Here is a 17,245-nt window from a genome sequence, read left to right as displayed (position 1 = left end):
CCGCCTTTTCGCAAGCCGTGTACCCGGGGCGTCCCAAGTTCGAGGGCGAGGATTACGACCCTGAAAGTTAGAAAGTTACGTTTCGATTTCGATTTCCGGCCTCTGGCGACCTTACCATCAAGGCAGGAAAAAGCGTCATTCTGACGCAGTTTGGCGCGGACAGAATGTCACGGTGCGTCAAATGAGACATTTCGGCCCGGAACCATGGCGCTGATTTGAAGTTCCGCAAAAAGCAGGCGGAATCGGCGAAAAGGGATTGCCAACCGTGGGGCCTCCCCCTAGCTTCCGCGCTCCCAGACCAAGGGCAGGTGTCAGAGTGGTCGAATGAGCACGCTTGGAAAGCGTGTGTGCTAGAAATAGTACCGAGGGTTCGAATCCCTCCCTGTCCGCCATGGGAAGCTTTTCTTCCTCAAAACGCGTTCCAGCAATGGAACGCGTTTTTGTTTTTCAGCGAGGCGAAGGGCGAGCCTCCTTGCCGGAGCGTAGCGGAGAGCCTCGATTGAGGGTTTGACTGCGGCAGGAGTTTCCAGGTTTCCTTTCAATCTGTGGTAGCAGGGTAACTGGCAGGGGCAGAGTGCGGTACCGGCTAGCCCTCCCGTTCACCTTGGGAAATTTTCCTTCTTTTCGAAAGCGGTTCAGAAGTGGAGCACGTTTTTGTTTTCCTGCGAAGGAAGAGATGAGAACCTCGCCGGAGCATAGCGGTGTACCGATCCCTTACGAGGCACGCCAATTGGCAGAATTTAAAGCCAATCTAGAAATAGTGTAATAAAACTCGAGTTAAGCTTCTAGCTGTTCCGAAAGGTTGTTCTCTGCGGGTGGGAATTTCTTGACGGGTTGCTTCGTGACCGCAATTATATTTTTAGTTCCTCATTAATATGCCACAACCAAATACACATGTTGAATTCAAAGTAAGCTCATTCAGCAAAGATTCCTTACGGCGCCTTTGTGTTGGTGTTAAGATGCAAGGGGAAAAAATAATAGTCGGTAATACCAAGATTCCTGGGAAGACTGTCTCTTTTACGGAGGACGAATGGGAGGCTTTTATCGCAGGAGTCAAACTGGGCGAATTTGAAATCGCTTCGCTTAGAAATTTTTCGGGGTCTTAGAATTAGATGAAAACGCCCAAGCAAACTAAATGTTGCCCGCTTTCCGAAGAAGATATCCAGAAATGGATAGACGAAGAGTATCCTCTGCTGGAAGAGTTTACCGCAATGATTGAGAGTCGAGTGCGACAGATTTTGACCTTAGCTAAAATCGAAGGTGCACAAGTGACGAGCCGAACAAAACAAAAGTCGCACATTAAGGAAAAAATTATCCGAAAGGGGTATCTCGACCCGAGATCTGAGATGATGGATATCGTTGGGGTGAGGATAGTGGTAGATATCGAATCGCAGATCGAGTTGATTTCCGGAATAATAAATGAGCATTTCAAGGTTGATCCTAATCATAGTCGAGACAAGGATAACTCCCTTGAGGTGGATCAAATCGGATATAGATCGGATCACTTTGTTTGTCGATTAGATGAAAAGCGGACGGATTTACTTAAAAAATACAATGACATAGTGTTCGAGATACAACTGCGGACATCTCTCCAACATGTATGGGCTCTAGTCTCTCATGATCGTGACTATAAACTGAATGTTCCTTTGCCAAGGGAAATCCGCCGTTCCCTATTCCTTTATGCTGGGCTTTTGGAGATAGCGGATCGAGGTTTCAGTGCACTTATAGATCAAATTGATCGGTACAAAACGGAAATCGATTTTTCCTCGGAAAATCGTTCGTTGATGGAACTAAATGGAATAACATTATCCAGGTTTGTCGAAAAATGGTGTGAGGATAACGAATTTAAAGTAATCCCTGCGGCAATAAAAATAAATGCCGAGTATTCCAAATCTATACGTGAGTTGGCGGATTTTGGAATTTTGACAATCGGCCAGCTTGAAGCTATCATCCACCCGCGATATGGCAAGACATCAAAAAAACAAAAATATTCTACCACTGTTTTGGGGTTGGTTCGCGACTGGATGATTCTGCACGATCATGATAAATATGTAAGGCTGGTTTGGAGGAGAGATTGGTTTTTATTTGCCGAGAATCAAGAGGATTTCAATATTTACGCGGCATTGGTCAACGCTGAGAAAGTTGGAAAATTAAAATCCTCATTTGTATGAATACATTTTTCCTAAACTGAGTGAGATGATTTTCTAAGCTTCTGTATACTGCTTCCTGTTTATGTTCGAAAATTGCAATAGCTTTAATTTGGGTTGAAGGATGATCAAGAGGGCCGCTTTCGGATGCTGAAAATCTGATTTCGTTCATAGCATTGATAGCTTCTTCAAAAGGCCTTAACCGGTGATTTGCTTTATTGAGAATTTGCATGCAGACCTATTGGTGGATGGGGGACCGTCTGCGAGACAGCATTTGTTAGACCGATGCATATTTTTTAAATATCGACCGCTAAAAATGCCGATATTGGAGTCCTCCCGTAATTCTGCGACAATTTGCGACGAAATGTTCCTTTGCCGTCCACTGGGCCGGGCGTATCGGTCCTTCGTTGGCTGCAACCGGCTCCGGTGGCAGGCGACGTTGTGATTCTCACCGCTTATGTGGATCGTCCTTCTGGCTCTCCGCCGTCCGCTGACCTTCGTGGTCGGGGCTTTGCTCCTGCTGCTGATCACGCCCTTCCTGCTGATCCGCACGCCGACGGACATTTTCCCGGCGATCAATATTCCGGTGGTGAGCGTGATCTGGTCCTACACCGGCCTCAGCGCGAAGGAACTGGAGCAGCGCATGGTCTATGGCCATGAGCGCGCGCTGACCACCACGGTCAACAACATCGAGCACATCGAATCGAACTCCTACGACGGGGTGGGGGTGGTGAAGATTTTCTTCCAGCCGGGGACTTCTCCGGATGCGGGCGTGGCGCAGGTGACGGCGATTTCGCAGACGATCCTGCGCCAGCTGCCGCCGGGAACCACGCCGCCGCTGGTGATCCAGTACAACGCCTCCACGGTGCCGATCCTCCAATATGGGGTCAGCAGCAGCAAACTCAACGAGCAGCAGATCCAGGACGTCTCCACCAACCAGATCCGTGTGGGCCTGATCAGCGTGCAGGGCGCGGGCGTGCCACTGCCGTATGGCGGCAAGTCACGCCTCGTCTCGGTGGACCTGAATATGCAGGCGCTGGAGTCGAAGAACCTTTCGTCCCAGGACGTGGTCGCGGCGCTTTCCAACCAGAACATCGTCTATCCCAGCGGCACGGCGAAGATCGGATCGAAGGAATACCCGATCGACGTCAACACCAGCCCGCAGCTCATCGAGTATCTCAACGAGCTCCCCATCAAGACGGTGGATGGTGCGGTGATCCGGATCCGGGACGTGGCGCAGGTACGCGATGGCGCGGACCCGCAGAAGAACATCGTCCGGCAGGACGGCCTGCGCAGCACGCTGATCAGCGTCTTGAAAAACGGGAATGCCTCCACGCTGGATGTGGCGGCGGGCGTGAAGGAGGCGATGAAGAAAACCCTTGGCACGCTGACGACACAGGATCTCAAGGTCACCGAGTTCTCCGACCAATCGCTGTTCGTGAAATCCGCGGTGACCGGCGTGGTGCATGAGGGCGTGATCGCCGCCGCGCTGACCGCCATCATGATCCTGTTGTTCCTCGGCTCATGGCGCAGCACCATCATCATCGCGATTTCCATCCCGCTGGCGGTGCTTGCATCGCTGGCGGCATTGAGTGCGCTGGGGCAGACGATCAACCTGATGACGCTCGGCGGTCTGGCGCTGGCGGTGGGGATTCTGGTGGATGATGCCACGGTGACGATCGAGAACATCGAGCGGCATTTGCAGGCGGGAGAGAAACTGGAGGATGGCATCATCAAGGGCGCGGCGGAGATCGCGCTGCCTGCGATGGTTTCCACGCTCTGCATCTGCATCGTGTTTGTGCCGATGTTCTTCCTCGGCGGTGTGGCTGGCTACTTGTTCGCTCCGCTGGCGATGGCGGTGGTGTTCGCGGTGCTCGCCTCCTACGTGCTGTCCCGCACGCTGGTGCCCACATTGGTGATGTGGTTCGAGCGCAGCAACAAGCACTGGCAGAACCTCGGCAACCACGGTGAGCACAAGCCCGCGTGGTGGGCGCGTCCGTTCGTCGCGATCCAGAAGGGTTTCGAGGCGGGCTTCCATCGCTTCCTGGAATTCTATCGCGATGTGCTGGCGGTGCTGCTGAGGCATCGTGTGGCCTTCATCGTGGTGTTCCTCGCGTTCTGCGTCGGCTCGATGGGGTTGGTGCCGATGCTGGGCCGTGACTTCTTCCCCACGGTGGACAGCGGTTCCTTCCGCCTGCACGTGCGAGCGAAGACCGGCACCCGCATTGAGGAAACCGCACAGCTTGTCGATCAGGTGGAGCAGGCGATCCGCAAGCAGATCCCCGCCTCGGAGTTGAAAGGCATCCTCGATAACATCGGCCTGCCGAACTCGGGCATCAACCTCAGCTACAGCGACAGCGGTGCCACCGGTCCGGCGGATGCGGACATCATGGTGGCGCTCAAGGAAGGGCATCGCCCGACCGCGGAATACATCCGCCAGCTCCGCATTGACCTGAACAAACAGTTCCCCGGAGTGCTGTTCTACTTCCTGCCGTCCGACATCGTCACGCAGACGATCAACTTCGGGCTGCCCGCGCCGTTCGATGTGCAGATCGTCGGCCGCAACGTCGAAGGCAACCAACGCGCCGCCGCCGCACTGGCGGAAAAGATCCGCCACATTCCCGGTGCGGTGGACGTGCGTGTGCAGCAGCCGGGCAACCTCCAGCGCCTCGAATTCGAAGTGGACCGCACCAAGGCCTCGCAGATGAATCTTTCCGAGCGCGATGTGGCGGGATCGATCCTGCTCGGCCTCAGCGGCAGTTCGCAGGTGCAGCCGGGCTACTGGTTGGATCGCAGGATCGGAGTGCAGTATGTGGTGAACGTCCGCGCTCCGGAGTACCGCATGGATTCCATCGCCGATCTCCAGTCGATGCCCATCACCGCGCGCACGGCCACCAATGAAACCGGGCAGCTCCTGACGAATCTCGCCACCTACAAGCGCACCGTCAGTTCGCCGATCTATTCGCACTATGATGTGAAGCCGGTGGTGGACATCTTCGGTGGGGTGAGCGGTCGTGATCTCGCCGGAGTGCTCGATGATTTGAACCCGCTCATCAAGGAGGCGGAGAAGACCTTGCCCGCAGGCAGCTCGATCGTATTGCGCGGCCAGGCCCAGACGATGCGCGCCAGCTTCATCGGGCTCGGCGTGGGTCTGGTGATGGCGATCATCCTGATCTACTTCCTGCTGGTGGTGAACTTCCAGAGCTGGCTGGACCCCTTCATCATTCTCACGGCTCTATTCGGCGCGCTTGCCGGAGTAGTGTGGGGCCTGCACCTCACGACGACCACTCTCAGCGTGCCAGCGATGATGGGAGCCATCATGTGTCTCGGTGTGGCCACGGCGAACTCGGTGCTGGTGGTGACCTTCGCACGGCAGAAGCACCAGGAGGGCGGTGATCCCGTGCGGGCCGCTTGGGAGGCCGGTGCCGGACGTCTTCGTCCCGTGCTCATGACCGCCGCCGCAATGATCATTGGCATGGTGCCGATGGCCCTCGGCCTCGGGGACGGCGGTGAGCAGAACGCGCCGCTCGGGCGTGCGGTGATCGGCGGACTGATCGTCGCCACTTTCGCCACGCTGTTCTTCGTTCCTGCGGTCTTCAGTCTGCTTCATCGCAAGAAAGCTGCCGCTGCTCCCATGGAATCTCCGGAAACGGAATCCACCCATCTTCCCGCCTGAACCCCTTCCTTTCCTGCCTGTCATGAATGCTCCGGAAACCGATCACGCCGATGAACCGCCAGCGCCCCGTCGTCCGGTAAGGCTCGGCCTGATTTCCCTCGTGCTGCTCGCGCTCATCGTGGTGGGGGCGGTGGCTGGCATCCTGCCGCGCCTGCGTCAGCGGGAAGAAACGCGCCAGGATACGGCGGAGCTCGCCGAGACGACCGTGGCTCTCATTTCACCGCAGCCGGGGAAGAAGGAGGACGGCCTGATCCTGCCTTCCGAGGTGACGCCGATGCTGCAGGCTTCCATCTACGCGCGCGTGAACGGTTACCTGAAGCGCTGGAAAGTGGACATCGGTGCTCGCGTGAAAGCCGGTGACGTGCTGGCGGAAATCGAGACGCCCGAGACCGACCGCGCGCTCGACCAAGCCCGCGCGGAACTCGGCGTGGCCGAGGTGAATCTCAAGCTCGCCCAGACCACCGACCTGCGCTGGCAGGGTCTTCTCAAGGTCAACGCCGTGCCAAAACAGGAAGCGGACGAAAAGACCGCTGCGGTGGATGTGGCGAAGGCCGCTCTGGAAGCGGAGCGGGCCAACGTGCATCGCCTCGAGGAACTCCAGGGCTTCCAGAAAGTCGTCGCACCGTTCGATGGCATCATCACCGTCCGAAACGTGGACATCGGTGATCTCATCAATGCGGGCAGTGGTCGCGAGCTTTTCCATCTCGCCCAGACCGAGAAGCTCCGCATCTACGTCCGCGTGCCGCAGACCCAGGCGATGGGCATCACCGTGGGTCAGGAGGCGGAGCTGCTGATTCCGGAGCTGCCAGGAGAAAAATTTCCGGCCAAGGTCACCACCACTTCCGAATCGATTTCCACCACCTCGCGCACGCTGCTTACGGAGCTCCAGGTCGAGAATCCGAAGGGGCTGATCCGCACCGGCAGTTACGCGCAGGTCCGCTTTGCCAGCGTGTCAAAGACGCCGCTGATCACGGTGCCATCAAACACCCTCATCTTCCGGGGAGAGGGACTCCAGCTCGCCGCGGTTGATGGGGAAGGCATTGTTCATCTCAAGAAGATCGAGATCGGCCGTGACTTCGGCGAGCGGGTCGAAGTGCTCAGCGGTATCACCGCCACCGACCGCATCATCGCGAGTCCTTTCGATTCTCTTGTGGATGGCATGAAGGTGCGGGTGGCGGAAAATGCGATTGCCGCCAAAGCAAACTGAGGGGACGCATCAGGTTCCACAGCGTTCTTCCTTTTCCCGGCCAGCGCCGGCGGGCGTTCCGTCATGCTCTTCGCGGTGTGTTGCCGAGGCTCGCATGCATGCTGCAAAAAGCATCCGGCGAGGGGCAACCATGAACCCTCGCCGGACGACATATGGTCCGAAGCAGAATTTCTACCAGCGGTGAATCATCAGAAGCTCACCGCCATTTTGATCCCGCCGAAGAAATGGTCGTGGGAATTCGGGGCGATGGTATCCAGCTTGTCCAATGCGAACGCGTAGGCGATGTAGGGGCTGATCGTGACGGTGGAGGTCGGCTTGTAGTTCAACGCCAGCATCGGGGTGACGTGGGAGAAGCCGCTTTCTTCCATCAGATAGCCGGCCTTCGCACCCGCATCGAGGGTCAGGCACTTCTGGAGTTCGAAGGTCTTGTTCAGGGAGAGTTCGGTGTAGCCGCCGTTGTCGGTCTCGATGTCCCAATAGTAGGTGAGCCCGGCATTGATTCCGTAGAAAAGCTCACGGCTGATGCCGAACGAGATTTCCTGGGAGTCATTGATGAATTTGAAAGAGCCGCCCGGCACCTCGACGGAGGCATCCGCATAGTGGTACCAGATATAGCCGACGGAAGCCGTCAGAAAGCCGAAGTCCTTCGACACCTGTCCATAGACATCAAGTTCGCTGTAGTGGTCGGGGATGCCCACGCCCGGGAAGTCACCGAAGGCGCTGTTCTCGATGGAACCGTACCAGAGGCCGCCGCTGAGCGTGAAGCCCGAGCCGAGCTTCTTGGACACATCGAGCCCGGCTTCCGCGAGACCCGCGCCCGAGTCAACACCGCGGAAGAGGTAGTCCGAACTGTAGCCGATGTGGAGGTTGCCTTCGAGAAAAGGCTCCGGTTCCGTCGCCGGGCTGGAAATCGTGCCCGCCATGACCGGGACACACGCGAGTGCCGAGGCCGTGAGGAGAGATCCGAGGAATGAATGACTGGTGTGCATGGATTGTTAGGTTCGATGGAGTGCCGGACGGCACGACACGAGCCTTGCAGCCCGGGGGCGGGCGTGTTGCTAAAGAGGAACCGAAACCCGTAAAAAATGAATCAATGCGGGTCCCTCGGACTCCGCCTCCCGAGCCCGGTTTTTCCCCGGAATCCTGCCAACCAGCCCCCATGGTCACGGTGGGCCGGCCTAAAACCTCGACTCCGCCCCGTTCCCTCTCTACTTCCGGCCCACGCCGCCCGCGCTTTCCGTCCCATGTCCGCTTCCGATGCCCCCACCGCCGCCGAGCTGAAACGCGAGGTCGCCCGCCGCCGTTCGTTCGCGATCATCTCGCACCCGGACGCTGGCAAGACCACGCTGACGGAAAAATTCCTGCTCTACGGCGGTGCCCTCAACCAGGCGGGCAGCGTCACCGCCCGCAAGAACCAGCGCGCCACCACTTCCGACTGGATGGAGCTGGAAAAGCAGCGCGGCATCTCGATCAGCTCGACCGTGCTCCAGTTCGAATACAAGGGCTGCATGGTGAACATCCTGGACACCCCGGGCCACAAGGACTTCTCGGAGGATACCTACCGCGTGCTCACCGCCGTGGACGCCGCCGTGATGGTGGTGGATGCGGGCAAGGGCATCGAGAGCCAGACGCGGAAGCTCTTCGAAGTTTGCCGCCGCCGTGGTGTGCCGATCTTCACCTTCATGAACAAGCTCGACCGCCCGGCGCGTCCACCGCTTGAGCTGCTCGATGAACTGGAGTCCGTGCTCGGCATCGCTGCCTTCCCGCTGAACTGGCCGCTGGGCGATGGCCCGCGTTTCAAGGGCGTCTTCGACCGCGAGCACGGCCAGGTCCACCTTTTCGAAAAGACCCCGGGCGGGGCCTACCGCGCCGCGGAGTCCGTGAAGGACATCCACGATCCGCTGGTGACCCAGACGCTGGACGAGAGCACCTACCGCCAGGTCTGCGATGAACTGGAGCTTCTGGAGGGCGCGGGTGCGGAGTTCGACATCGCCGCCGTGGAGGCCGGCGAACTCACGCCGGTGTTCTTCGGCTCGGCTGCGAACAACTTCGGTGTCCAGCTCCTGCTCGACCGTTTCCTCGAACTCGCTCCACCACCGGCTTCGCGCGAAAGCGGCAGCGGCAAGGTGATCGAGCCCACCTCGCCCGAGTTCTCCGCCTTTGTCTTCAAGATCCAGGCGAACATGAATCCGAAGCACCGCGACCGTGTTTCGTTCATCCGGATCGTGTCCGGCAAGTTCGAGCGCGACATGACGGTGGTCCACACCCGCACCGGCGAGCGCGTACGCCTTTCCAACTCGCAGCGCCTCTTCGCTCAGGAGCGCGAAACCGTGGACGATGCCTACGCGGGAGACGTGGCGGGTCTGGTGGGCAACCATGACTTCCTGATCGGCGACACGCTTTCCAGCGATCCGAAGGTGAGCTTCGATGAGATCCCGCGCTTCGCTCCGGAGTGCTTCGCCTTCCTGCACAACCGCAGCACGGCGAAGTACAAGCGATTTCAGGCCGGTCTGGAGCAGATGCTCAAGGAAGGTGTGGTCACGGAATTCAACCTGCTGGATGCCATCGGCATCGCCGTGCCGCTGCTCGGTGCGGTCGGCCCGCTCCAATTCGAAGTGCTCCAGCACCGTCTCGAAAACGAATACGGCGCGGAAACCCGCTTGGAGAATGGCACCTGGAGCTTTGCCCGCTGGATGAAGCCGAAGGACCCGGAAAAGACCGGCGAGGAGCTGCCTTCGCTCTCGATGGGCGTCACGCTGGCCCGGGACGTCCACGGCTCGCTGGTCGCGCTGATTCCACACGAGTGGGCGCTGAAGACCTTCACGGACAAGAACGAGGACTGGGTGATCTCCGACCAGCCATTCCCGCCTCCGGCGAAGTCTTGATGGAATACGGCGGCGGTGCTCGTATGACACCGTTGCCATGGTTCGTTGCATCCTCATTCTCTGTGCGTCCGTCGCCGTCTCCATGGCGAAGGAGCCGCTCGATGTTTCCGCCGATCTCGCGAAGCTGTTGGAGAACTCGCAGGTTCCCGGCATGGCCGCGGCAGCGGTGTTGAAAGGAGAGGTCGTTGCCGCCGGGACGGCCGGAGTCCGTAAGCTCGATGAACCGCAGAAGGTGGAGCTCGGCGATCATTTCCACGTCGGTTCCTGCACCAAGTCGATGACCGCCAGCCTCGCGGCCATGATCATCGCGGATGGCAAGATCGGTTGGGACACGAAGGTCTCCGATGTCTTCAAGGACTTCGAAATCCATCCGGACTACCGCGAGGCCACGCTGCGGCAGATGCTTTCCAACAGCGGCGGCGTACCGCATGAGTTGAAGAATCCCAGTTGGGATCGGAACCGCAGCGGACCGGAACAGCGCAAGGCGCTGGTGAAGGACATTCTCTCCGTGAAGCCGGACTACACGCCCGGACAGGGCCGCGTCTATTCCAACGGTGGCTTCGCCATCGGTGGTGCGGCTTTGGAAAAAGTCACCGGTCGCGCCTGGGAGGATTTGATGCAGGAGCGCTTGTTCAAGCCGCTGGGCATCACCTCCGCGGGCTTCGGCGCTCCGGCCACGAATGGCAAGGTGGACCAGCCTTATGGTCATCATTTGGTGAATGGCAAACTCGTCGCCGTGAATCCGCAGCCGGATGGCGACAACCCCGCGGCCATCGGTCCGGCGGGTACGGTGTATATGTCCGTGCTCGATTTCGCGAAGTATGCCGGTTTCCACCTCGGCGATCTGAAGAAAGGTCCGCTGAGCCAGACCCAGCTCGATGACCTGCATCGTCCGGTGCCACCGGGAGATGATTACGCCTGCGGCTGGGTCACAACCAAACGCGATTGGGCGGGCGGTGCCACGCTCACGCACAATGGTTCGAACACCATGTTCTTCGCGGTGATGTGGTTGGCACCGGCCAAGGACTTCGCGGTGGTGGCCGTCTGCAATAGCGGGGATGGCGCGAAGGTCTGCGATCAGGCGGCGAGCCTGTTGATCGGCAAGTGCGTGCCAAAATAAAGTAGCTGAAGTGGTGACACTTCAGGCTGGGTGGACGAGCGATGCCTTCCGATACACTTCGGTCATCCCCGAGCAGCGGCGTTTCTTGCCAAGGGTTCATCTTCCCAGCCCGAACTGTTACCAGTCCGGCTACAAGAGGTTCACCGTCCTGCCGCCAACCGGTCGATGCCGATGTCGAGCACGGGATAGCGTTTCCAGCCCTTCAGATCGAAGTGCCACCATTCATAGGGATAAGCTTCAAAACCATGGCGCGTCATGATTTCCGCGAGTAGGCGGCGGTTTCTCTTCACCGCTTCCGGCAGTGCGGCATAATCCGGATGCGCGCGGTCGGTGAAATCATCGAAAGCCGTGCCCATCGGCAGTTCGCGGCCACGTCGATCGACCAACGTCACATCCACCGCCGTGCCCCGCGTATGGCGGCCGCGGTTGACCGCAGGATTGGAAACGTAGCGTTCATCGTGGATCAGATTCCACATTTTCCACTGCACCGAGAGAGGGCGGTAGCCATCGAAGATTTTCAAGCCGAGCCCGCGTAAGGCGAGATCAGCTTGCACCTCCTCCAACGCGCGTGCCGTGTCGCGATGGAGAAACACTTTCGTCAGGGGATAGAGCCGGGTGTGGGTGAAATTGTCCGTGGTCGCATAGCGCACATCGCGCACGGGTGGACGATGCATCGCTTCCACATCCACGAGACGCGGGGAACAACTCGCGAAAGCTCCTGTCAGCAACAAACACCATCGGCTCCACGCGTCCATGGCCGCACGCTATCCGAAGACGGCCATGAAGCCTACTTCCGATCCGCGACGAACAGTGTGTGCGTGAATCGCTTCGCTTTCGGATAAGCTTTCGCTCCCACGCACTCGACATTCCCAAACACTTTCTCGACCGAGCGGGCGAAGTCCTTGTCCTGGTTCGCGGACCAATAGACCACACGTCCGCCGGGATGGAGCGCCGCCTTCGCGCGTTCGAGGCCGCTGCGGTTGTAGAGCCGCGCGTTTCCGCGTTGGACGAGGGGATCAGGGCTGTTGTCCACATCCAGCAGGATCACATGGTAGCGATCCGCCCCGGAGCGATTGAGCAGATCGTTCACATCGCGGACATGGATGATCACGCGCGGGTCATCCACCAGCGTGCCATTCACCTCGCCGAGAAACTCGCGGTTCCACGCCACGATCTCCGGCAGCAGTTCCGCCACTTCCACGATCGCATCCGCGGGGGCGAGTTCGAGCACGCGCTTCAGCGTGAAACCGAATCCGAGACCGCCAATCAGCACCCGCGGTTTCTTTGGCAGATTCGAGCAAGCCAGTTCCGCCATCGTCTGCTCCGAGGACGAGGCTGTGGTGCTCATGAGCTGCACGCCGTCCACCCGCAGATAAAAGTGCCCGTCATGCTCCTGCAGGACGAGCACGGAACCGTCCTTGGTGGTGCAGGTGGCGAGGTGGCGGGTGATTTTCACGCCCGCGTATGTTTGGCGAAGCGCGGACTGTCGAAGGAAATCTCCGGGCTACCATTCATCCCCGGCGGTCGCGCGGGACGCTCCCGTCCGGTGGTCGGACAGCGGGAGGGAGGAGGATGCGCCAAAGCCGTCTTCCGGATCTTCCAGCTCCGGAGAAGGCTCATCCGCGTCAGGCTTGCGCTTCGCTTCCATTCTGGCTCCGACCAGACATCCCAGAAGCATTCCGCCCCAAAGACCCGGCTTCAAATACGAATCCACGTCGGGGGAAAACGGTCGGAGAGCGATCACCGGTGGCTCGATCCATTCCGCCAAAGGCGGAGCGGAGCCATCTCCTGGAAGCCCGTCCAGCGTGGCGGTGATCCCGTCGTAGGTTTTCCAACACTCCTTGAACTCCGCATCCTGCCACAACTCCGCGGCCGCCTTCACCCCCATCTTCGCGGCGCGGGGGATAAGCCGGAAATCCCGGATACCCGCGGAACCGGCTCTCTCCACAAGCCGGTCCACCGTTATGTCCAAATCGTATGCCGTCTTTTCCGACGGGGCCGGAGGCACGGGGTTCTTTCCCGCCAAGGTGGCCTCCGCATCCATGCCCCGGAAATATCCAGCCGTCTCCTCTGCCATGTCCCGGGCATCTTCCTTGTTGGTGTGGGTGGCGGTGAGGACCACTCCCTCCGGAACCGCCTCCATGCGTACCGCCGCACGCAGTCGCGCCACGGCTTCATCCGGGGGGACTCCCCATCGCAGATCCAGTTCCTGTGCCCGCACGGCGCGGACCGCGTGCAGTGGAGCCAGTTCCACTTTCCGTCCCGCCGCTTCCTTTGCTTCAAAGACCACCTGTGAGCGGTACAGCTTGGGTTTCGAGTAGCAGATCCCGCCCGCGATGAACAACCCGCCTGTACATCCCAGGGCCGTCCATCCCACCATGCGTCCCAGACTGGAATAGTGCCCCATGAAAGGTATCCAATCACCCGGCAGGTCGTTTCACAATCTCCGACTGCTTTCGCCGGGCTTGTCGCTCCGGGATTCGCGCCTAGGGTTCCGCATCCCGATGTCGATTTCCCTGATCCTCACCCACCCCGGCGGCGCGCACAAAGACGAACTCCTCGCATGCAGCCTGCTGGCCGCCGTCCACGGAGTTCCGATCGAGCGGCGTGAGCCCACACAGGCGGATCTCGATGACGTGGCCATCGCGGTGGTGGACGTGGGCGGCGAGCACGATCCTGCCCGCAACAATTTCGACCACCACCAGTTCCCGGCGGATCATCCTCCGGCCTGCGCTCTCACACTGGTGCTCCAGCACCTCGGCGTTTACGAGGACGCGAGAAAGTTCTGCGACTGGTTGGAGCCCGCGGAATGGTTCGACACGCGCGGCCCGGTTTCTACGGCCAAGTGGCTGGGAGTGGATCGCGATACGCTGGCGAAGCTGAATTCTCCGGTGGATGTCACCGTGCTGCGGCGCTTCGCCAAAGCACGGCGGTTGGAACCCGGCAATCCGATCTGGGAACTGCTGCGCTTCATCGGTGAAGACTTGCTCGACTATCTGAGGAATCTGCGTGAGCGCCTCGATTTCATCGCGCAGCATGCGGAGCTCTGGGACGTGGGGGGCACCGAGGTGCTGTTCCTGCCGCGTACCGAGTCGATGTCGGAGGAGCCTTCCGCCGGACTCGGCCGCTATCTGGAATCCATCGGAAAGAGTGCCAGCGTGGCGGGACTTGTCTATCCGGATCGACGCGGCAGTGGCTACGGACTTTCACGCCACAATGACAGCCCGCTCTTCGACTTCACCCGCATCCAGGAGGAGCATGATGTCCACTTCGCGCATGCCCGCGGTTTCGTGGCGAAGACCTCGGCGGCGGAGCAGGCGCGCTTGAGGGAACTGCTGGCCGCCGCGCGGGTTTGACGCTTACGAATGGGGCATCGGCGGAGGAGGGATATTCGGGGTCGGAGCCGCCATCCACTTCGGAGCTTTCGGCGTCACGTCCGCATAGATCGAGACAAAGGCCATGCCGATCAGGCCGACCAGACCGGCGTAGCCGCCCGTGAACAGCGTGGTCATCCACACCACGAAGGGCGTGAACACCAGCAGGCCCACAATCATCCAGCTCGGTTTCACCTCATACGCGTGAACAACCAGGCGCAGTCGCGAGCGTGCCAGCGAGAGGCCGAGCATGGTGTAGCAGAAGACGGCGGAGAGGGCATTGAGATGATACCAGATCTCGCAGCCCTTTTCCCGGCTGGCGGCCACGGCCAGAGGCACCGAGCAAGCTGCTCCGCAGGACAGGAAAAACAGTGCCATGATCCCGATGCGGGCGGCGAGTCCCTTGAAGGAGGAGGCACCGATCGCTCCGGCGGCAATGATCGCGGAACCTCCGAGCACCGTGAGCGAGCAACACGCTTCCCGCCACCACTCGATGCTGCCGAGCAGATAACGCACGACCACGTACGGCAGCAGCGAGACGAAGGTCAGCGCGCACAGGCCCCAGATGGTGTAGAACTTGCCGAGTACCACCTTCCAGCGGTTGAGCTGGGTGAGCAGCAGCAGCTCGTGGTTTCCCTCCTCCAGTTCCTGCCCCATGAGGATGAGACCTCCGAGCGGCATGATCACCATGCAGATCACGGAAACCACGACCCAGAACGGACCGGAACTCCCCATCAGCCCGAGGTTCATGACACCGACGTATTCGGTGTATTCCGCCACACGTGACATCTGGAACTCCGCGAAGACCGCGAGCACGGCCAACAACTGGATACCGATGAACGGATAGACGAAACTGCCGCGCCTCAGGTTTTGCCGCAGCTCCTTGACGGTCATCGGGCCGAAGCGCTCGGGCAGGTCATGGTCCCATGCTTTTTCCACGTGACGATTCTTTCATCGATCCGTTCAGGCGGCAAGCACGCTGGACGCGGCGCAGTTTGCCGTTAGATTCTCCGTCATGGCCCGTGAAGCGCTCAATGTCCTCGGAACCCCGCTGATGACCTGCTCGATCGAACCTCTGACCGGATGGTTCCGGGACGGCTGCTGCCGCACGGGCAAGGGCGATGCCGGGGTGCATGTGGTGTGCGCGCGCATGAACGAGTCGTTTCTCGAGTTTTCGAAGCGGCGCGGCAACGACCTCAGCACCCCGCGTCCGGAATACGGTTTCCCGGGATTGAAGGCCGGTGACCGCTGGTGTCTGTGCGCCGCGCGCTGGCAGGAGGCCCTGCACGCCGGTTGTGCGCCGCAGGTGGTGCTGGAGGCCACCCATGAATCGGCACTGGAATTCGCCGATCTGGACGACCTCAAAAGGCACGCGGTGCTCTGAAAATCCTCACCGGCGGGGGCCGGAAGCGGGCTCGGAGCGTCCGAAGCTTTTTTGCATCAGATCCAGATAACTGGAGATGGGTGCCTGCCGGACCGGCATCTCATACTTCAGCTTTTCCTTGAGCTTGAGATAGTCCTCGAAGGCTCCGCTGGTTTCGCGCGCGCGGGTGATCTCGAACCAATCCATGTAGTCCCGCGCCACCTTGCAGCGCTCCTTCATGGTCACGCGGGTTTCGGCCAGGTTGCTCAACTGCATCGCCGTCTTCGTGGTCCTGCCCTTGAGGATGTCCACCAGGATCGACTGATACTCCTCCAACATCGGGCGGTATGAAGGGAACGAGCGATAGCTGAGGCGGACGATGCCTTCCTGCACCCGTTTCACCGCTTCCAACCTTGTGGCAGGGGGCAGACCTCCGAGTTCCTGCCAGACCTCCGCCAGAGGCTTCTCGATATAGAGGCCGGAGGGATCACGGAAATGCACCTTGAGGGCATCCTCCAGATTCCGGTCGGTTTCCTCCACAGGGAGGGACTCGCTCAATTCCGGCTCCTTCAGCTCCATCACCTTCAATGCGAGCCATTTCGAAAGGCTGGTTTCCGACAAGTTGAGGCCGGGGAAGCAACGCTTCAGCAGCACCGGCATTTCGCCACCGAAATTCGCCGCTTCGGCAAGGAACTGGCGGAAACTTTCCTCTCCCTGCGGTTGATCCACCAGCGCCAGCACCAGTGCTCCCGAGGTTCCGCGGAAGGCACTGCGGCTGCCGCCATCCAGCTCGTCATAGCGCTCGTCGGTGACCGCCAGCAGGTCGGCCAGCTTGTAAAGGCCGCCGTTCTTGGCGAGGGCTTCGTAGATTTTCCGGTCCCCCTTGTGCTCCTTCCAGGCAATCGCCTCCTGCAATCCCGCCACCAGCCAGGGAGGGACCAGCAGCGGTTCCTCCATTTCCTGGAGCGGCATCGTCCGCAGCGCCCTTTCATAGAGCAAAGCGGAAAGCATCGTACGGTCGAGGCGCTCCCGCTCCAAGCCATTCTCAATGCCACGGCCGGTGAACATCCGGATGCGGAAATCCCATCCGGCTTCGCTGAATGTCAGCTCCATCCGCACCGCGCGCTTCGGTTCCGGATCTTCTGCTTTCCCTTCGGCATGGATCTTGATCGGCACCTTCCATTCGTCCTTGGCGTCGTCCCCCAGCTTGAGCAGGGCGCGCTTCATGTCTTCCGCCCGCATGGCGATGCGCCCGCGCAGAGCCGCGTCCCCACCGGTGACGATGAATTGCTCCGAGGCGCTGACCACCCGCTGGGGCGCCGCCGGATTCGGATCGACCGACGGAACCAGTTGAGGACCGGCGGGTTTGGGCACGACCGCCGCAGGATTCACCGGCACCGCCTTGGGAGGCTCGGCTCCCATCAGGACGCCACAAAGGCCGGCAAGGACGATGAGGAGGGTTTTCACCGGTGT

Annotated in this window: 14 protein-coding genes and 1 tRNA gene; 9 read left to right on the top strand and 6 right to left on the bottom strand. The window is 59.9% G+C overall.

From position 1 onward, the window contains the following. Positions 1-302 precede the first annotated feature (302 nt). The 5 genes from KBB96_RS13925 to KBB96_RS13905 all read left to right on the top strand — a co-directional run bounded on the left by KBB96_RS13925 (position 303) and on the right by KBB96_RS13905 (position 7,030). Positions 303-392, top strand: a tRNA-Ser gene (locus KBB96_RS13925). A 483-nt stretch (positions 393-875) separates the two neighbouring features. After that, on the top strand, positions 876-1,106 hold the full coding sequence (locus KBB96_RS21350) for a DUF397 domain-containing protein (RefSeq protein ID WP_211630052.1): 231 nt from the start codon (positions 876-878) through the stop codon (positions 1,104-1,106). Positions 1,107-1,112: 6 nt separating this feature from the next. Then, positions 1,113-2,171 carry a GTP pyrophosphokinase gene (locus tag KBB96_RS13915; RefSeq protein WP_211630051.1) on the top strand — a complete coding sequence of 353 codons (1,059 nt, stop codon included), beginning with the start codon at positions 1,113-1,115 and terminating at the stop codon, positions 2,169-2,171. A 433-nt stretch (positions 2,172-2,604) separates the two neighbouring features. Then, on the top strand, positions 2,605-5,823 hold the full coding sequence (locus KBB96_RS13910; RefSeq protein ID WP_211630050.1) for an efflux RND transporter permease subunit: 3,219 nt from the start codon (positions 2,605-2,607) through the stop codon (positions 5,821-5,823). A 22-nt stretch (positions 5,824-5,845) separates the two neighbouring features. After that, a complete protein-coding gene (locus tag KBB96_RS13905; RefSeq protein ID WP_211630049.1) occupies positions 5,846-7,030 on the top strand; it encodes an efflux RND transporter periplasmic adaptor subunit in 1,185 nt (394 codons plus the stop codon). A 188-nt stretch (positions 7,031-7,218) separates the two neighbouring features. Here KBB96_RS13905 and KBB96_RS13900 read toward each other — a convergent pair whose 3' ends face one another. Continuing rightward, positions 7,219-8,019, bottom strand: a complete 801-nt coding sequence (locus tag KBB96_RS13900) for a TorF family putative porin (RefSeq protein ID WP_211630048.1) — start codon at positions 8,017-8,019, stop codon at positions 7,219-7,221. A 255-nt stretch (positions 8,020-8,274) separates the two neighbouring features. On the opposite strand from KBB96_RS13900, the gene KBB96_RS13895 reads away from it, so the two are divergent. Then, entirely contained in the window at positions 8,275-9,915 is a 1,641-nt protein-coding gene (locus KBB96_RS13895; RefSeq protein WP_211630047.1) for a peptide chain release factor 3, read from the top strand. A gap of 37 nt (positions 9,916-9,952) precedes the next feature. Next, the gene (locus KBB96_RS13890) at positions 9,953-11,035 is read left to right on the top strand and encodes a serine hydrolase domain-containing protein (protein WP_211630046.1); all 1,083 of its coding nucleotides are present in this window, start codon (positions 9,953-9,955) and stop codon (positions 11,033-11,035) included. 140 nt (positions 11,036-11,175) lie between these two features. Here the strand turns inward: KBB96_RS13890 and KBB96_RS13885 are convergent, their stop codons facing one another. From KBB96_RS13885 to KBB96_RS13875, 3 genes are read right to left on the bottom strand one after another with little or no spacing between them, the layout of a single operon-like run. Continuing rightward, complete coding sequence (locus KBB96_RS13885; protein ID WP_226373544.1) at positions 11,176-11,790, bottom strand: M15 family metallopeptidase; 615 nt, start codon at positions 11,788-11,790, stop codon at positions 11,176-11,178. Between the two features lie 32 nt (positions 11,791-11,822). Next, positions 11,823-12,491, bottom strand: a complete 669-nt coding sequence (locus KBB96_RS13880) for a spermidine synthase family protein (RefSeq protein WP_211630044.1) — start codon at positions 12,489-12,491, stop codon at positions 11,823-11,825. A gap of 48 nt (positions 12,492-12,539) precedes the next feature. After that, positions 12,540-13,442, bottom strand: a complete 903-nt coding sequence (locus KBB96_RS13875; protein WP_211630043.1) for a hypothetical protein — start codon at positions 13,440-13,442, stop codon at positions 12,540-12,542. Positions 13,443-13,539: 97 nt separating this feature from the next. Here KBB96_RS13875 and KBB96_RS13870 point away from each other — a divergent pair, with 97 nt between their 5' ends. Continuing rightward, on the top strand, positions 13,540-14,391 hold the full coding sequence (locus KBB96_RS13870; protein WP_211630042.1) for an MYG1 family protein: 852 nt from the start codon (positions 13,540-13,542) through the stop codon (positions 14,389-14,391). A 3-nt stretch (positions 14,392-14,394) separates the two neighbouring features. On the opposite strand, the gene KBB96_RS13865 is transcribed toward KBB96_RS13870, so the two are convergent. Beyond that, positions 14,395-15,348: a hypothetical protein gene (locus tag KBB96_RS13865; protein ID WP_211630041.1), complete on the bottom strand. Its 954-nt coding sequence runs from the start codon at positions 15,346-15,348 to the stop codon at positions 14,395-14,397. Between the two features lie 76 nt (positions 15,349-15,424). Here KBB96_RS13865 and KBB96_RS13860 point away from each other — a divergent pair, with 76 nt between their 5' ends. Beyond that, on the top strand, positions 15,425-15,793 hold the full coding sequence (locus KBB96_RS13860; protein ID WP_211630040.1) for a DUF2237 family protein: 369 nt from the start codon (positions 15,425-15,427) through the stop codon (positions 15,791-15,793). A 6-nt stretch (positions 15,794-15,799) separates the two neighbouring features. Here the strand turns inward: KBB96_RS13860 and KBB96_RS13855 are convergent, their stop codons facing one another. Beyond that, the gene (locus KBB96_RS13855) at positions 15,800-17,239 is read right to left on the bottom strand and encodes a hypothetical protein (RefSeq protein WP_211630039.1); all 1,440 of its coding nucleotides are present in this window, start codon (positions 17,237-17,239) and stop codon (positions 15,800-15,802) included. Positions 17,240-17,245 lie beyond the last annotated feature (6 nt).

It is taken from the genome of Luteolibacter ambystomatis, from assembly GCF_018137965.1.
GTDB classification, from domain to species: Bacteria; Verrucomicrobiota; Verrucomicrobiia; order Verrucomicrobiales; family Akkermansiaceae; genus Luteolibacter; species Luteolibacter ambystomatis.
Note: the sequence above shows the minus strand (reverse complement) of the source record. Positions and strands in the feature narration are given on the sequence as shown.

Excerpts from the sequence above, each read along its gene's own strand:
- KBB96_RS13870 (WP_211630042.1), top strand. The coding sequence starts at position 13,540 with ATGTCGATTTCCCTGATCCTCACCCACCCCGGCGGCGCGCACAAAGAC.
- KBB96_RS13860 (WP_211630040.1), top strand. The coding sequence starts at position 15,425 with ATGGCCCGTGAAGCGCTCAATGTCCTCGGAACCCCGCTGATGACCTGC.
- KBB96_RS13910 (WP_211630050.1), top strand. The coding sequence starts at position 2,605 with ATGTGGATCGTCCTTCTGGCTCTCCGCCGTCCGCTGACCTTCGTGGTC.
- KBB96_RS13885 (WP_226373544.1), bottom strand. The coding sequence starts at position 11,790 with ATGGACGCGTGGAGCCGATGGTGTTTGTTGCTGACAGGAGCTTTCGCG.
- KBB96_RS13905 (WP_211630049.1), top strand. The coding sequence starts at position 5,846 with ATGAATGCTCCGGAAACCGATCACGCCGATGAACCGCCAGCGCCCCGT.
- KBB96_RS13875 (WP_211630043.1), bottom strand. The coding sequence starts at position 13,442 with ATGGGGCACTATTCCAGTCTGGGACGCATGGTGGGATGGACGGCCCTG.
- KBB96_RS13890 (WP_211630046.1), top strand. The coding sequence starts at position 9,953 with ATGGTTCGTTGCATCCTCATTCTCTGTGCGTCCGTCGCCGTCTCCATG.
- KBB96_RS13895 (WP_211630047.1), top strand. The coding sequence starts at position 8,275 with ATGTCCGCTTCCGATGCCCCCACCGCCGCCGAGCTGAAACGCGAGGTC.
- KBB96_RS13900 (WP_211630048.1), bottom strand. The coding sequence starts at position 8,019 with ATGCACACCAGTCATTCATTCCTCGGATCTCTCCTCACGGCCTCGGCA.
- KBB96_RS13915 (WP_211630051.1), top strand. The coding sequence starts at position 1,113 with ATGAAAACGCCCAAGCAAACTAAATGTTGCCCGCTTTCCGAAGAAGAT.
- KBB96_RS21350 (WP_211630052.1), top strand. The coding sequence starts at position 876 with ATGCCACAACCAAATACACATGTTGAATTCAAAGTAAGCTCATTCAGC.